Annotated in this window: 9 protein-coding genes and 1 pseudogene; 6 read left to right on the plus strand and 4 right to left on the minus strand. The window is 53.7% G+C overall.

Translation table 11 applies throughout. From position 1 onward, the window contains the following. Positions 1–45: 45 nt before the first annotated feature. Complete coding sequence (ilvC, locus tag HAV38_RS02205) at positions 46–1062, minus strand: ketol-acid reductoisomerase (protein WP_168052035.1); 1017 nt, start codon at positions 1060–1062, stop codon at positions 46–48. Between the two features lie 34 nt (positions 1063–1096). Further along, positions 1097–2146: a sigma-54-dependent Fis family transcriptional regulator gene (locus HAV38_RS02210; protein ID WP_375791651.1), complete on the minus strand. Its 1050-nt coding sequence runs from the start codon at positions 2144–2146 to the stop codon at positions 1097–1099. A gap of 431 nt (positions 2147–2577) precedes the next feature. Here HAV38_RS02210 and HAV38_RS02215 point away from each other — a divergent pair, with 431 nt between their 5' ends. Continuing rightward, the gene (locus HAV38_RS02215) at positions 2578–3417 is read left to right on the plus strand and encodes an IclR family transcriptional regulator (protein ID WP_168052039.1); all 840 of its coding nucleotides are present in this window, start codon (positions 2578–2580) and stop codon (positions 3415–3417) included. Between the two features lie 132 nt (positions 3418–3549). On the opposite strand, the gene HAV38_RS02220 is transcribed toward HAV38_RS02215, so the two are convergent. Both HAV38_RS02220 and HAV38_RS02225 read right to left on the minus strand, forming a co-directional pair. Next, entirely contained in the window at positions 3550–5433 is a 1884-nt protein-coding gene (locus HAV38_RS02220) for a TRAP transporter large permease (RefSeq protein ID WP_168052041.1), read from the minus strand. Between the two features lie 3 nt (positions 5434–5436). After that, positions 5437–6459, minus strand: coding sequence for a TRAP transporter substrate-binding protein (locus tag HAV38_RS02225; protein WP_168052043.1), 1023 nt, complete (start codon positions 6457–6459; stop codon positions 5437–5439). Positions 6460–6882: 423 nt separating this feature from the next. Between HAV38_RS02225 and HAV38_RS02230 the strand changes: the two genes are divergently transcribed. The 5 genes and pseudogenes from HAV38_RS02230 to HAV38_RS02250 all read left to right on the plus strand — a co-directional run bounded on the left by HAV38_RS02230 (position 6883) and on the right by HAV38_RS02250 (position 13085). After that, a complete protein-coding gene (locus HAV38_RS02230; RefSeq protein WP_168052045.1) occupies positions 6883–8052 on the plus strand; it encodes an acetyl-CoA acetyltransferase in 1170 nt (389 codons plus the stop codon). Between the two features lie 35 nt (positions 8053–8087). After that, positions 8088–9668 (plus strand): acyl-CoA synthetase, encoded by a 1581-nt coding sequence (locus HAV38_RS02235; RefSeq protein ID WP_168052047.1) that lies wholly within the window; start codon positions 8088–8090, stop codon positions 9666–9668. 79 nt (positions 9669–9747) lie between these two features. Beyond that, positions 9748–10002: pseudogene (locus HAV38_RS02240) on the plus strand (IS110 family transposase); the annotation flags it as partial. Positions 10003–10366: 364 nt separating this feature from the next. Further along, a complete protein-coding gene (locus HAV38_RS02245; protein WP_168052049.1) occupies positions 10367–11539 on the plus strand; it encodes a 4-hydroxybenzoate 3-monooxygenase in 1173 nt (390 codons plus the stop codon). Between the two features lie 187 nt (positions 11540–11726). Continuing rightward, on the plus strand, positions 11727–13085 hold the full coding sequence (locus tag HAV38_RS02250) for an MFS transporter (protein WP_168052051.1): 1359 nt from the start codon (positions 11727–11729) through the stop codon (positions 13083–13085). Positions 13086–13375: the final 290 nt, after the last annotated feature.

Raw genomic sequence — 13375 nt, forward strand, 5'->3', positions numbered from 1 at the left:
GATTACAGCAATGATGCCTGACTTTTCCAATAACTAAATACGGTCTTAGTTCTTAGATTGGTCGACCATTGCGTTCTGCTTGATCCATGGCATCATGCCACGCAGTTTTTCACCCACAACTTCAATTTGGTGTTCTGCGTTCAAACGACGACGGGAGATCAGGGTTGGTGCGCCAGCCTTGTTTTCCAGGATGAAGCTCTTTGCGTATTCGCCAGTCTGAATGTCTTTCAGAATCGCGCGCATCGCATCTTTGGTTTCTGCGTTGACGATCCGCGGGCCCGATACATATTCGCCGTATTCCGCGTTGTTCGAGATCGAGTAGTTCATGTTGGCGATACCGCCTTCATAGATCAGATCAACGATCAGTTTCAACTCGTGCAGACATTCGAAATACGCCATTTCCGGCGCATAACCGGCTTCCACCAACGTTTCAAAACCGGCCTTGATCAGTTCAACGGCACCACCGCACAACACCGCTTGTTCGCCGAACAGGTCGGTTTCAGTTTCTTCGCGGAAGTTGGTTTCGATGATACCGGCACGGCCGCCACCGTTGGCAGTCGCGTACGACAATGCGACGTCACGGGCATTGCCGGATTTGTCTTGATAGATCGCGATCAGGTGAGGCACGCCGCCGCCTTGCGTGTAGGTTGCGCGCACAGTGTGGCCGGGTGCTTTTGGGGCGATCATGATGACATCCAGATCGGCACGCGGCGTGACTTGACCGTAATGGACATTGAAGCCGTGGGCAAATGCCAGCGTCGCGCCTTGCTTGGCAAATGGTGCAACATTTTCTGCGTAGACCTGGGCGATGTTTTCATCGGGCAGCAAAATCATGATGATGTCGGCAGCTTTAACAGCGGCGTTGACTTCAGCCACTTTCAGGCCAGCGTTGACTGCTTTGTCCCACGATGCGCCACCCTTGCGCAGACCGACCGTGACCTTAACGCCAGAGTCGTTCAGATTTTGCGCGTGCGCATGGCCTTGGGAGCCGTAACCGATGATCGTGACATTTTTACCTTTGATGAGCGAAAGGTCAGCGTCTTTGTCGTAAAAAACTTTCATTTATTTTCCAAAAAAATTGTGATGGCGTCCGAATTCAAGTAGCGTATTCGGGCTGATTAGAAGCAATACATCCGAGCGGGAATATAACTGCCTGACCTTGAACGAACTTCGTCTGGTCACGCACATGGGGTATTTCAAGTTGTCGTAATTTTCGATACAACGACGCGCGGCACATGCCTAATTGACGCGATGCAGCCGAGATGTTCCAGCGGCTGTTGTTCAGCGCGTCAAGTACACGCGCGCGCTCGTCGTAGCGAAGAGAGCCAGTTTGCGCATTAACGCTATCTGGTTGTTTCGCACTTGGGCTAAAAGTACTTTGAGCCAATCCTCTTAGGCCCACCGATTGATCGCTAGTGACGACAGGAATTAATTCTTCGGGAAGATCATTTACCTGTATCTGCAGGCCATTCATCACCGCGCACGCGAAGCGAATCACCGCGTGCATTTGCCGCAGATTACCCGGCCATCGGTAACGAAGAAGTAAATCCAGCGCTTGCGCAGAGATTGACTGCTCAGGCGTGCGGTGCGGTGGCAATTCGTCCCGTAACATCTGCATAATCAAAGGGCGCAGATCAGTACGTTCTCGTAGCGCTGGCAACCGCAATACACCGCCAGCGATCCGGTAATAGAGATCCTCTCGAAACCGTCCCGCTGCGACCAGCTCATGTAAATTTTGATGCGTGGCCGAAATCAGGTGCAGATCCACGGGCACCGGCTGCGCGGCACCCAGCGGTATGACTTCGCGTTCCGACAATACGCGCAGCAATCGGGTTTGCAAAGCAAACGGCATGTCGCCGATTTCATCGAGAAATAATGTGCCGCCGTCAGCTTGTTGGACCTTGCCTTTCATGCCGCCCGGCAACGCGCCCGAAAATGCGCCCCGGCAATAGCCAAACAATTCGCTCTCGGCAAGACTGTCTGGAATTGATGCGCAGTTTACCGTCACGCAGGTTGCGGTCCGGCGTGCACTATAGGCATGTAATGCGCGCGACAAATATTCTTTGCCGGTACCGGTCTCTCCAAGAATCAAAATCGGGATTGAGCGATCGATCAGGCGCTTGCCTTTTTCGATTGCATCGCACATTTTTGCATCATCGCCTAATTCATGAAGGCTAGGATAATCGACAAAATTGTTACGTCTCTGGATTTCTGCGACTTTTATCGACATGATCTTCTCCTCGCTATTTTTAATAGCTTTGTGTCGGAACCTTTACTGGCGGCTGTTAGCCCGGCTTGGGTGTTCAGTCCAGTCATGTGGATGACTGACATAAAATAATACATTTTGCGCTTGGCACCTAAACGTTTGACTGGCGGCGAGCTCCAGCCCTCCAGGGTTTGCGCAATTGCCGAACTTATTTAATGATTTTTTATTTAATAGTCCATAATATGGACCATTAAAAGATACATTTTTTGCGTTGAAGTGGATGCTACGCCAAGAATAAAGCCAATACAAGCGCATACCCGAGATTCATATTGAAATATCATTCCATATAATGGACCATAAGGCAGGTAAATATGATCGTTCCCGTTCAAGGTGCGCAGGCCGTCACCCGTGCGTTGCACGTGCTCAGAGCCGTGGCGCGGACCCGTGTAATCGGTATAACTCTGGCCCAGTTAGTGCGCGAAACCAAGCTCAATAAGCCGACCGCGCATCGGTTGTTGCTGGCGCTGATTGCCGAAGGTATGGTCGAGCAGGATCAGGATTCGCTGCGATATTTCGTTGGCCACGAGTGCTACGCATTGGGCGGCGTCGCCAACGAACGTTTTGGTTACGGGAGGACCGCCTCCGATGGGGTTGCCCGCCTTGCGCAACTATCCGGTGATTCGGCTTTTTTCTCAATTCGCAGTGATGTGTTCGCGGCGTGTGTTTTACGTGAAGACGGCGATTACCCGCTAAAGACCCACGTCCTGCAACCTGGCACCCGCCATCCGCTAGGTGTAGGCGCGGGCAGTCTGGCCATATTAGCGGCGCTGAGGGACGCGGAAATAGAACGCTGTCTGGATGCCAACGCCGAGGTGCTGGCAGTCAAGTATCCAAAGTGGTCGGCGGCAATGTTGCGTGAACTGGTAAACGTTACAAGAGCGCGTGGCTACTCGGTCAACGAAGGGCTGGTAGCAGCAGGCTCATGGGGGCTAGGGGCGGCAGTATATTCACCCCAAGGCGAAGTAGTAGGGGCATTTAGCATCGCAGCCGTCGAGGCGCATTTACAACCAGCGCGCCAGGAGGAATTGGCGCCGTACGTGATAGCAGAAGCCCGTCTACTGGAAACGCATTTAAAACAACTGGAAACAGTCCGCGCGGACCATGTAGATACTAAAGGCCGCTTCAACACCCACGGAGGGCCAACCGTTTAAATTATCCACGATCGAATTTAAATTCGTCCCCAAATTAAACAAGGCCACCATCCTCGCAAAACGCAAGCATGGCAGCCTCGTCACTAAACTACTGCAGCGCCTTAACGCCGCAGAACTCTCTCTACTCTCTCTCTATTTAGGCAAAAACCCGATAGATATCCACGGAATAAACGCCACCAGAAGCAATGCCAACACCAACACCCCAAGATACCCCCAAACCCGTCTAAAAACTGCATCCGGCGATACCTTGCCAATGGCGCAAGAAGCATAAAACCCAACGCCAAACGGTGGCGCAAACAAACCAATCCCCATCGCCAAGATCACCACCATCGCATAGTGAACGTCATGAATCCCCAGCGAACGCGCCACCGGAAATAACAACGGCCCAAACAGCACAATCGCTGGTATCCCTTCCAGCACACTACCAAGGATGATAAACGTGATGATCGAAATAATCATGAACCCGGTCGTCCCACCCGGAATGCGCTGCATCATTTGCACCAACGATGCAGAGAACCCCGATTGCGTCAATGCCCAGGCCATTGCTGTTGCCATGCCGATCACCAGCAGAATGGCTCCTGATAACGTCGCGGTCTCAACTAGCATCGGATAGATCCGCTTGAAGTTAAGATGGCGCATGAACACGTGCATGATCAGGCCAACGATGACGGTGTAGCCCACGCCTATGGTCGCCACTTCGGTAGCGGTGGCTACGCCTTCGATCACTGCTACGCGAATCAACATCGGCAACGCCAGTGCGGGTAGGGCCACAATCAATGTTTTACCGACCATCGCCAATGATGCGCGTTTGACATCCGGAATCGCCTCTCGTCGCGCACGGAACCAGCAGACTATACCGATGGCGATAGTGGCAATCACCGCTGGCATCAAGCCGCCTATGAACAAAGCGGTGATCGATACGCCGCATACCGCGCCGATGGTGATCAGCACGATACTCGGCGGTATGGTCTCAGTCATTGCCCCGGTGGATGACAGCAGCGCCACCAGTTCTTCGGGCTTGGAACCCCGCTTTTTCATTTCCGGAAAAAGAGCAGGCGCAACTGCGGCCATGTCGGCTACCTTCGATCCTGAAATACCTGAAACGAGGAACATGGCACCCAGAAGCACATATTGCAGACCGCCCCGCACATGACCAAGCAAAGACGCCATGAAATCGATGAGCGTGCGCGCCAGTCCGCTCATTTCGATCAGCGCCCCAAGAAGCACAAACAGCGGGACCGACAACAGGATCAGATGGGACATGCCTTCGTCCAGCCGACTCACCACAATCGACATCGGGGCGTCCGACACCAGTCCGAGAAATGCCACCGTGGAAACCCCGAACGCGAAGGCAATCGGTATTCCGCCTGCGACGCACGCACCAACCAGCAGCACGAAGAACACGATCAGGTTGTAGTTGCCCATGCTCACCAGCACTCCACGACTTAACCACAGGACCAGTGCGACCGCTCCCACCGTTGCCAACGCAGAAGCGAATTGCTTAAGGGAAGTACGGACGGCCATCTTGGCCACTGCGCTAAGCAGCATCAGGATCATGCCGACCGGCACTGCGGCTGCGCGCAAGCCGTCCGGGATTTCCAATGCCGGGGTGGTGATCGCCATCTGGTCGTGAGCATGTTCAATCGCTGGTGCAATGATCACCGCGACAAACACGAACACCAACATCGCAGAAATCGCTTCCAGCCACGCGCGCCAGCGTTCCGGCACATAACTCACGACCGCGGTCAGCCGCATGTGCTCCCCGCGTTCGAGCGCCAATACCGCGCCGAGCATCGCCAACCAGATAAACAACGTCGACGCCAGCTCGTCGGTCCAGGTCAATGGATTCCCTAGCGCGTAGCGCGAGGTGACACCCGCGAACAGGATGATCGCCTCCGCCACTACGAGCAGCGCTGCGACTACAGCCGTGGCACGCATCGCGACGCGGTTGATGGCGCCAAGCAGACGTCCTAGGTGATTGGTCGGTTCGGCCAGATACTTTGCGGTAATCTCCATGTTTTAACCAAGTTTCCCGGTGTACTTCTCCAGTAACGACCACGCTTCATTACCGAATTTTTTGTGCCATTCCTCGTAGAACCCCGCATTTTGCAGCTTGGCGCGGAATGCACCTTGCTCTGCTTGATTGACCTGCAGACCCTTGGCCTTGATTTCACCGATTAATGAGTCATTCAGAATCTTGACGTCCTCGCGCTGTTTCATGCCAGCCTCGTTGACGTTGCGACGAACGATCTCTTGCAGGTCTTTAGGCAGCTTTTCAAATGATTTTTTGTTGCCCAGAAACCAGAAGCCGTCCCACATATGATTGGTGATAGAAATGTATTTCTGCACTTCGTAGAGCTTGGCGGTGTAGATGATGGCCAGCGGATTTTCTTGTCCCTCGACAATTTTAGTTTGTAACGAGGAGTACACTTCCGAGAAGTTGATGCTGGTAGGCGAGACACCCAATGCACGGAACATCGACGTCCACACGGGCGACGGTGGTACGCGTAGCTTCATTCCCTTCAGGTCGTCAGGTGTGAAGATCGGACGGACGTTGTTAGTGATTTGACGATAGCCGTTATCCCAGATTTTTTCAAATGCAAACAGGGAGCTGGTTTCGATCTGCTTGCGCATATAGACGCCGAGATCCCCATCCATGGCGGCCCATATCGTTGGGTAATCCTTAAATGCAAAACCCATGCCGCTAATTTGTGTGACCGGTACCAGCGTGCCCAGCGTGAGCGAAGATAAGGTAAAGAAATCGATAGAACCGGACCGGACTTGCGCCAGCATGTCGGTATCGCCACCTAATTGATTATTCGGAAAAATCTGGAGTTCAATTCGGCCCTTGGACTCCGCGGCGATTTTCTCAGCCATTTCGCGAGCGCGAATATTCATTGGATGCGTCAACGGTAGATTGTTTGCATATTTCAATTTGAATTCCGCAGCGGCGCTTGCGGGTCCCGAATACAGGCCGGTCGCAGCAACAGCCGAGGCGGCTGAGACGGTTTTGAGGAAATTGCGGCGATTTAACTTTTGCATTTGATTTGTCTCCATACTTTTTTAGTTAATATAGTTTTGGTTTGCAGGTTCGCAACCCCTCGCATCCCGTTCACTTGCCGCAAGTTGCATGCCATCTCTGGCCAACCTGCGATTTGCCGCAGAGCATCCCGGTTCGCGTGCTATGCAGAGTGGTCTTATACCCTGTTTGGTATCGGCAAGGTGTCGCATCTGAACGTGATACAGGTGTCGCATCGCTGACATAAATGTCGAAAAGTGTCGCAGCTGGTTTTATTAGCGGGAATCCTTTCGACCAGTTATATTAACTTAGGTACAGGCCTCCGGAAAGATCATTGCGCACTACACAGACGCTTTGGTCGCAGGTTGTGGCGGTTTTTCCTATTCCTACGCCAGCGTGTGGCACCTTTATTGCTAGAACCACCGCTAATTAATGGAGAAAATCAAATGAATACGCCTTGTATTACCGGCTGGAACCACTCCCAATTTGGCAAGCTCAGCGGCATCGATCCTGAGAATATGATCGGCGATGTCGCGCGTGCTGCAATTGAGCACGCCGGACTTGCGCCCGATGCGATCAGTTCTATTCACATCGGCAACTTTAACGCGGGATTTTTATATCAGGATTTTCCATCATCACTAGTGTTCCATGCTTTGCCGGAGCTGCGTTTTTTGCCCGCGACCCGCGTCGAGAATGCCTGCGCTACTGGTTCCGCCGCAATATATTCGGCGCTCCAGGCCGTGATGTCGGGGCAATCGACACACGCGTTGGTGATCGGTTACGAAAAAATGAGTGAATTATCGACCGGCGATGTCGGCGATGTACTACTCAAATGCTCCTATGCAAGAGAAGAAGCAGGCACGCCGGGTGGTTTTGCCGGTGTGTTCGGCAAAATTGCCAGTGCTTACTTCGAACGTTACGGTGATCAATCCGACGCATTGGCTGCCATCTCTGCCAAAAATCATTTTAACGGCGTCTCTAATCCGTATGCGCACATGCGCAAGGATCTCGGTTTCGATTTTTGCCGTACGCCGTCCGAGCGCAATCCGTTCGTCGCAGGTCCGCTCAAGCGCTCTGATTGCTCGTTGATCTCTGATGGCGCGGTCGCGATGATCATTAGCGCTGCGGACGTTGCCCGCACGATGACACGCGCTGTGCAATTTCGTGCTGCGGTGCACATGAACGACTATCTGCCGCTTAGCCGACGCGATCCGACCGTATTTGAAGGCGGTCGTCGCGCATGGCAAAAGGCGCTGACGGACGGGGGCCTGACACTGAATGACCTGTCGTTGGTTGAAACGCACGATTGTTTCACTATCGCCGAACTACTTGAGTACGAGGCAATGGGACTGGCCGAACCGGGGCAGGGTGCGCGCATGATTCTGGACGGCGTAACCGCCAAAGACGGGCGACTTCCGATTAACCCGTCCGGCGGCTTGAAGTCCAAAGGTCATCCGATCGGCGCGACCGGCGTCTCGATGCACGTCATGGCAGCGATGCAGGTATGCAACGACGCTGGCGATATGCAGATTCCGAACGTTGAGCATGCCGGGGTTTTCAATATGGGCGGAGCGGCGGTGGCTAACTACGTGAGCATCCTGAAGCGACTCGTTTAAGCGTGTAAACGCTGACGATATTTAGAAAGCTAGAAATGCTTAAGAAAGTAATGAACCTCGGACGTCTCCTGTCCGATGTGGCGCGGCGTTTTCCGGACGAGCCGGGCCTGATCATGGGCGATCATATAGCCACCTGGCGTCAGATCGATACGCGTGTTAACGCAGTGGCAAAAGCGCTGACAGCAATCGGTGTAAAAAAGGGTGACAGAATTCTGGTGCATTCGCGCAATAACCAGCCGATCTTCGAAAGCGCATGGGTCGCCTTCAAACTCGGCCTTGTTTGGGTACCCACGAACGTGCGCATCACGCCGCCTGAGGCCGCCTACCTGGGCCAGTCGAGCGGCGCGACATTGATGATCTACGACCATGGATTCGCCAATTACGTCGATGCAGTGCGCGCAGCATCCCCAACGCTTACGCATGTGATCGCATTGCAAGATCCACGCGCAGGCGAATTAGATTACGAGACGCTAGCTCGCGCTGCTGACGACGATACACCGTTTGAGGAAGTCGAAGTTGGGTATGACGATCCGCTCTGGTTCTTCTATACCTCTGGTACCACCGGCCATCCCAAGGCTGGTGTGCTGACACACGGACAAATGGCCTTCGTCATCACTAACCATCTGGCCGACCTGATGCCCGGGCTGACCCACAAATCCCGCAGTCTGGTGGTGGCACCGCTGTCGCACGGCGCCGGTATCCATGCACTGGTGGTGACCGCACGCGGTGCGGCCTCCGTGCTACCAGCCTCGGACCGTCTGGATCCAGATGAAATCTGGCGCACGGTTGAGGAACATAAGATCGACAACATGTTCACGGTACCGACCATCGTCAAGATATTGACCGAAGATCCGGCGGTTGACCTTTACGATCACAGTTCATTGAAGCATGTCATCTATGCCGGTGCCCCGATGTACCGTGCAGACCAACAGCATGCGCTGAAAAAGCTTGGTAAAGTACTGGTCCAATATTACGGACTGGGCGAGGTGACCGGCAACATTACCGTTCTGCCACCGGAGATGCATTATGAAAACGACGATGACCTGAACGCGCGGATCGGTACGTGTGGTTATCCGCGGACGGGTATGCAAATCGGCATTCTGGACGACCAGGGCAGCAAGCTTGCGCCGTTCGAAACCGGTGAGATTTGCGTACGCGGGCTTGCGGTTTTTTCGGGCTATCACAATAATCCGGAAGCCAACGCGAAATCCTTCAAGCATGACTGGTTCCATACCGGCGACCTCGGCCATGTGGATAAAGAGGGGTATTTGTACATCACCGGACGCTCATCCGATATGTACATTTCAGGCGGCTCCAACGTCTATCCCCGTGAGATCGAAGAAGCCCTGCTAAACCATCCGGCGGTGTCCGAAGTCGCGGTACTGGGCGTGCCTGATCCGAAATGGGGCGAAAGCGGGATCGCGGTAATCGTCACCAAGAGTGATGCAACAGTGAGCGCCGCCCAACTGCAGGCGCATCTTGAAGCCCGCATCGCCAAATACAAGTGGCCACGGCGTTTTGTGTTCTGGAAAACCATGCCTAAATCGGGCTACGGAAAAATCGTCAAGAAGCAGATAAAATCCTTGCTTGAGGAGGACGAAGATTATCACTTATGAAGTCTTCGTCGCAGCTTGATCGTCCACCCATGCTGATTCAGCCTGGCCGGAGAAGGCGGCTCACAAACTGGCGGCTCCACGCCGGTTAATCGAGATGGGACATCAGGTCGGACTGCTGTCAGGCAAGGCAGGCAAGGCATTTGTCTGTGGCAAAAAGAGTGATGCCAGCGATGCACAGGCGATCTGGACTGCGGTGCAGCAACCGGGGATGCGCGCGGTGGCGGTGAAGGCCGAAGCCCCGCAGGCGGTGCTGGCTTTACACGGGATGCGGCAACAGCTGTTCAAATTCCGCACGATGCAGATTAATGGATTGCGGGGTCTGCTCGCCGAATGGCAAACAGGTCAGTCCGGGACTCACCAAACCTGAAGTCATTTAGAACCATGAGCTCGAAAAGAAATGAGGCGTGGGTCAGCGGATTCCATTAAGGCCAGCAGAATTTAGTGTGCGACAAGGCTGAATATAAAACTGCATCTTAATCTGTTTGAAAGTACATAAATGATCCTGGCAAAAAGGCGGCGTCCATATAAAAGTCACTGGCTGTCGGGCCGCCCCCGACCCGCGTCCTCGAAGCACAAACCGTTTCATTTACCACCCAATCAAATCACATTCGTAATACCAAATAAAAAATCCAATTCATATATTTAAATGTCAACATGTCCTAGATAAGAAAAAATTATTACAAATAAGGAGATCACACATGAACACTCTGGTCGCTATCATCGGTGCCGGCCCCGCGGGCTTATTGCTGTCACATTTATTATATTTAAAAGGGATTGATTCGGTTGTGCTGGAGACGCGCACGCGCGAGGATATCGAGTCGACCATCCGCGCTGGCGTGCTTGAACAGGGCACAATGGATATTTTGGAGGCGGCGGGGGTGGGCGCAAGAATGCGCAGTGAAGGCGCGCTCCATCACGGCATTGAACTGGCGTTCGGCGGCAAGCGCCACCGCATTGATCTGAGCGAACTTACCGGGCGCGCCATCACTGTTTATGCCCAACATGAAGTGATTAAGGATTTGGTTGCTGCGCGCCTGGCTGCCGATGGACAAATTCTATTTGAAGTCAGCGATGTCAGCGTGCATGGAATCGATAGCGAGCAACCCTCGGTGCACTTTACGCATGAAGGCCAGCCGCAGCAGTTAATTGCCGACTTTGTGATTGGCTGCGACGGCTTTCACGGCATCGCGCGCCCGTGCATCCCGGATACATTGCGGCGCGACTACCAGCGCATTTATCCGTTCGGCTGGTTTGGGATTCTGGTTGAATCGGAGCCGTCGTCGGAAGAGTTGATTTACGCGCAGCACGAGCGTGGTTTTGCATTGATTAGTACGCGTTCCCCGACGGTGCAGCGGCACTATTTTCAGTGCGACCCGAAAGACGACGTCGACAATTGGTCAGACGACCGGATTTGGTCGGAGCTCCACACGCGGCTGGAAAGCAGTGATGGCTGGAAGTTGAAGGAGGGGAAGATTTTTCAGAAAAATATAATTGGTATGCGCAGCTTTGTTTCCACCCCGATGCAACAGGGTCGCCTGTTTCTTGCGGGGGACGCAGCGCACATTGTGCCGCCCACGGGTGCTAAAGGTATGAATCTGGCGGTCGCCGATGTGCGTTTGCTGTCGCTTGCACTGGACGAATTTTATAAAGATGGAAAGCAAGGGGGGCTGGAAAAATATACCGAAACCGCATTGAAACGGGTGTGGCGCGCAGAACATTTTTCCTGGTGGATGACGAGCCTGTTGCATCGCTTTGAGGATGCAACACCTTTTCAGCAAGCGCTTCAGCGCGCAGAATTGGAGTATGTCGTCAGTTCCCGAGCCGCGGCAACCGTCCTCGCTGAAAATTATGTTGGACTGCCGTTTGCCTGAGATTGTGAAGGCAGCGAGGGCTGAATCTCGCAGCAATGTTATGGCGACCAACATCGGAAGGTACAGGCACGAACCGCTGAACTCGCTCATTTTTAAAGTTGGTTTCTTCGATAGTGTTTGTACAACGTTGTGGCATCATGAGTATTCGTAACAAACACATAAAATAAGAATTTAAAGGAGACGCTTCATGCAGCAGGCAAAAAATATCGCCGGCGACAGTGCGCCGACGCAAACCGTCAACGTTCAGCACTTTCTTAACGACCACCCCTTTTCAACGTTTCAGTGGCTGATCTTTGCCTTGTGTTTTTTGGTCGTTTTATTGGATGGCTTTGATACTGCCGCGATTGGCTTCATCGCGCCGTCGCTTCTGAAAGAGTGGGGCCTTGCGCGACCCGATCTGGCACCGGTATTAAGCGCGGCATTATTCGGTCTGGCGGCGGGCGCTCTGATTGCTGGACCGATGGCAGACCGCATCGGGCGCAAGCGCGTGTTGAGCCTGGCGGTATTATTGTTCGGCGTGGCGTGTACGTGGTCATCGTTTGCGCCCAATCTCGCGCAATTGACAGCATTGCGCTTTATAACTGGACTGGGTCTCGGTGCTGCCATGCCCAGTGCGGTCACTTTGATGAGCGAATACTGCCCGGACCAGCGCCGCTCCACCCTTACCAATGCCATGTTCTGCGGTTTTCCGCTGGGCGCTGCCTGTGGTGGCTTTCTGGCAGCGTGGATGATTCCTCAGTGGGGTTGGCGTAGCGTGTTGCTGGCCGGTGGAATCGCGCCCTTGTTGCTGGCTGTGCTAATGCTTTTGTTATTACCTGAATCGGTGCGCTACATGGTCGCCAGGGCCCAATCTGCGGAGCGCATCCGTGCGGTCCTAAACCGTATTTCCGCACAGGCAGTCCGGCCCAGCATGCGGTCTTTCGTGATGACTGAAAAGATGGCGACAGGCAAGGCAGCCAGCGGCGTTGGGGTGGTGCTTTCTCGCGCTTACTTAACCGGCTCGGTCATGTTGTGGCTGACCTATTTCATGGGGCTAGTTATTTTCTATGCGTTAATTAACTGGATGCCGCTGTTGCTGAAGGACGCCGGACTGGCCCCCAAGACTGCGTCGCTAGTCGCCGCCTTGTTCCCTCTCGGCGGCGTGGGCGCTGTACTCTGCGGCTGGCTGATGGATCGTTTTAATGCCAATTTGGTCATTGCCATATGCTATGCGTTGACCGCCGTCTGCATTTACGCCATCGGGCAAGTCGCTGATAATGTCGGCCTGCTGATGCTGGTCGTGTTCATCGGAGGTACCTTGATGAACACGGCGCAATCGTCCATGCCAGCGCTTGCGGCCGCCTTTTATCCGACCCAAGGGCGCGCCACCGGTGTCGCATGGATGTTGGGGCTGGGCCGTTTTGGCGGCATCGCCGGTTCGTTTCTGGTTGCGGAACTGACGCGTCGCCAGTTTGGTTTCGGCGGTATTTTTTCCGTTTTGGCGGTGGCAGGATTGATTGCGGCAGCGGCATTGTTGATCAAACAAGCGACGCAGGGGCGCGATTAACTTAGTTTGCGGCTATCCTTTGGGCGTGGTTCATCCTTAAGGGTATCCGCGTGCTGCTGAGGCTTGCGCCATGAATTTACTAAAGTGACACCCATCCATACCCAGTTTGATGCATATGTCCCCGGTAGGGGATCGTGTGATACTTCCGAAATCAATGGCACGTTATTTGCTCTTTCTTCTGTGCAAGACCAAAAATAACGCCGTTTGTCTGGTTATTCTCCTAGAAAATTCCGCGTCCTAATGTGCACGGATTGTTCGCAAAATTGTGCCTAAAACAGTTCGCTAATCGC

Source organism: Glaciimonas immobilis (assembly GCF_011947285.1).
GTDB lineage: Bacteria > Pseudomonadota > Gammaproteobacteria > Burkholderiales > Burkholderiaceae_D > Glaciimonas > Glaciimonas immobilis.

Excerpts from the sequence above, each read along its gene's own strand:
- HAV38_RS02250 (WP_168052051.1), top strand. The coding sequence starts at position 11,727 with ATGCAGCAGGCAAAAAATATCGCCGGCGACAGTGCGCCGACGCAAACC.
- HAV38_RS02245 (WP_168052049.1), top strand. The coding sequence starts at position 10,367 with ATGAACACTCTGGTCGCTATCATCGGTGCCGGCCCCGCGGGCTTATTG.
- HAV38_RS02230 (WP_168052045.1), top strand. The coding sequence starts at position 6,883 with ATGAATACGCCTTGTATTACCGGCTGGAACCACTCCCAATTTGGCAAG.
- HAV38_RS02220 (WP_168052041.1), bottom strand. The coding sequence starts at position 5,433 with ATGGAGATTACCGCAAAGTATCTGGCCGAACCGACCAATCACCTAGGA.
- HAV38_RS02235 (WP_168052047.1), top strand. The coding sequence starts at position 8,088 with ATGCTTAAGAAAGTAATGAACCTCGGACGTCTCCTGTCCGATGTGGCG.
- HAV38_RS02215 (WP_168052039.1), top strand. The coding sequence starts at position 2,578 with ATGATCGTTCCCGTTCAAGGTGCGCAGGCCGTCACCCGTGCGTTGCAC.
- HAV38_RS02225 (WP_168052043.1), bottom strand. The coding sequence starts at position 6,459 with ATGCAAAAGTTAAATCGCCGCAATTTCCTCAAAACCGTCTCAGCCGCC.
- ilvC (WP_168052035.1), bottom strand. The coding sequence starts at position 1,062 with ATGAAAGTTTTTTACGACAAAGACGCTGACCTTTCGCTCATCAAAGGT.
- HAV38_RS02210 (WP_375791651.1), bottom strand. The coding sequence starts at position 2,146 with ATGTGCGATGCAATCGAAAAAGGCAAGCGCCTGATCGATCGCTCAATC.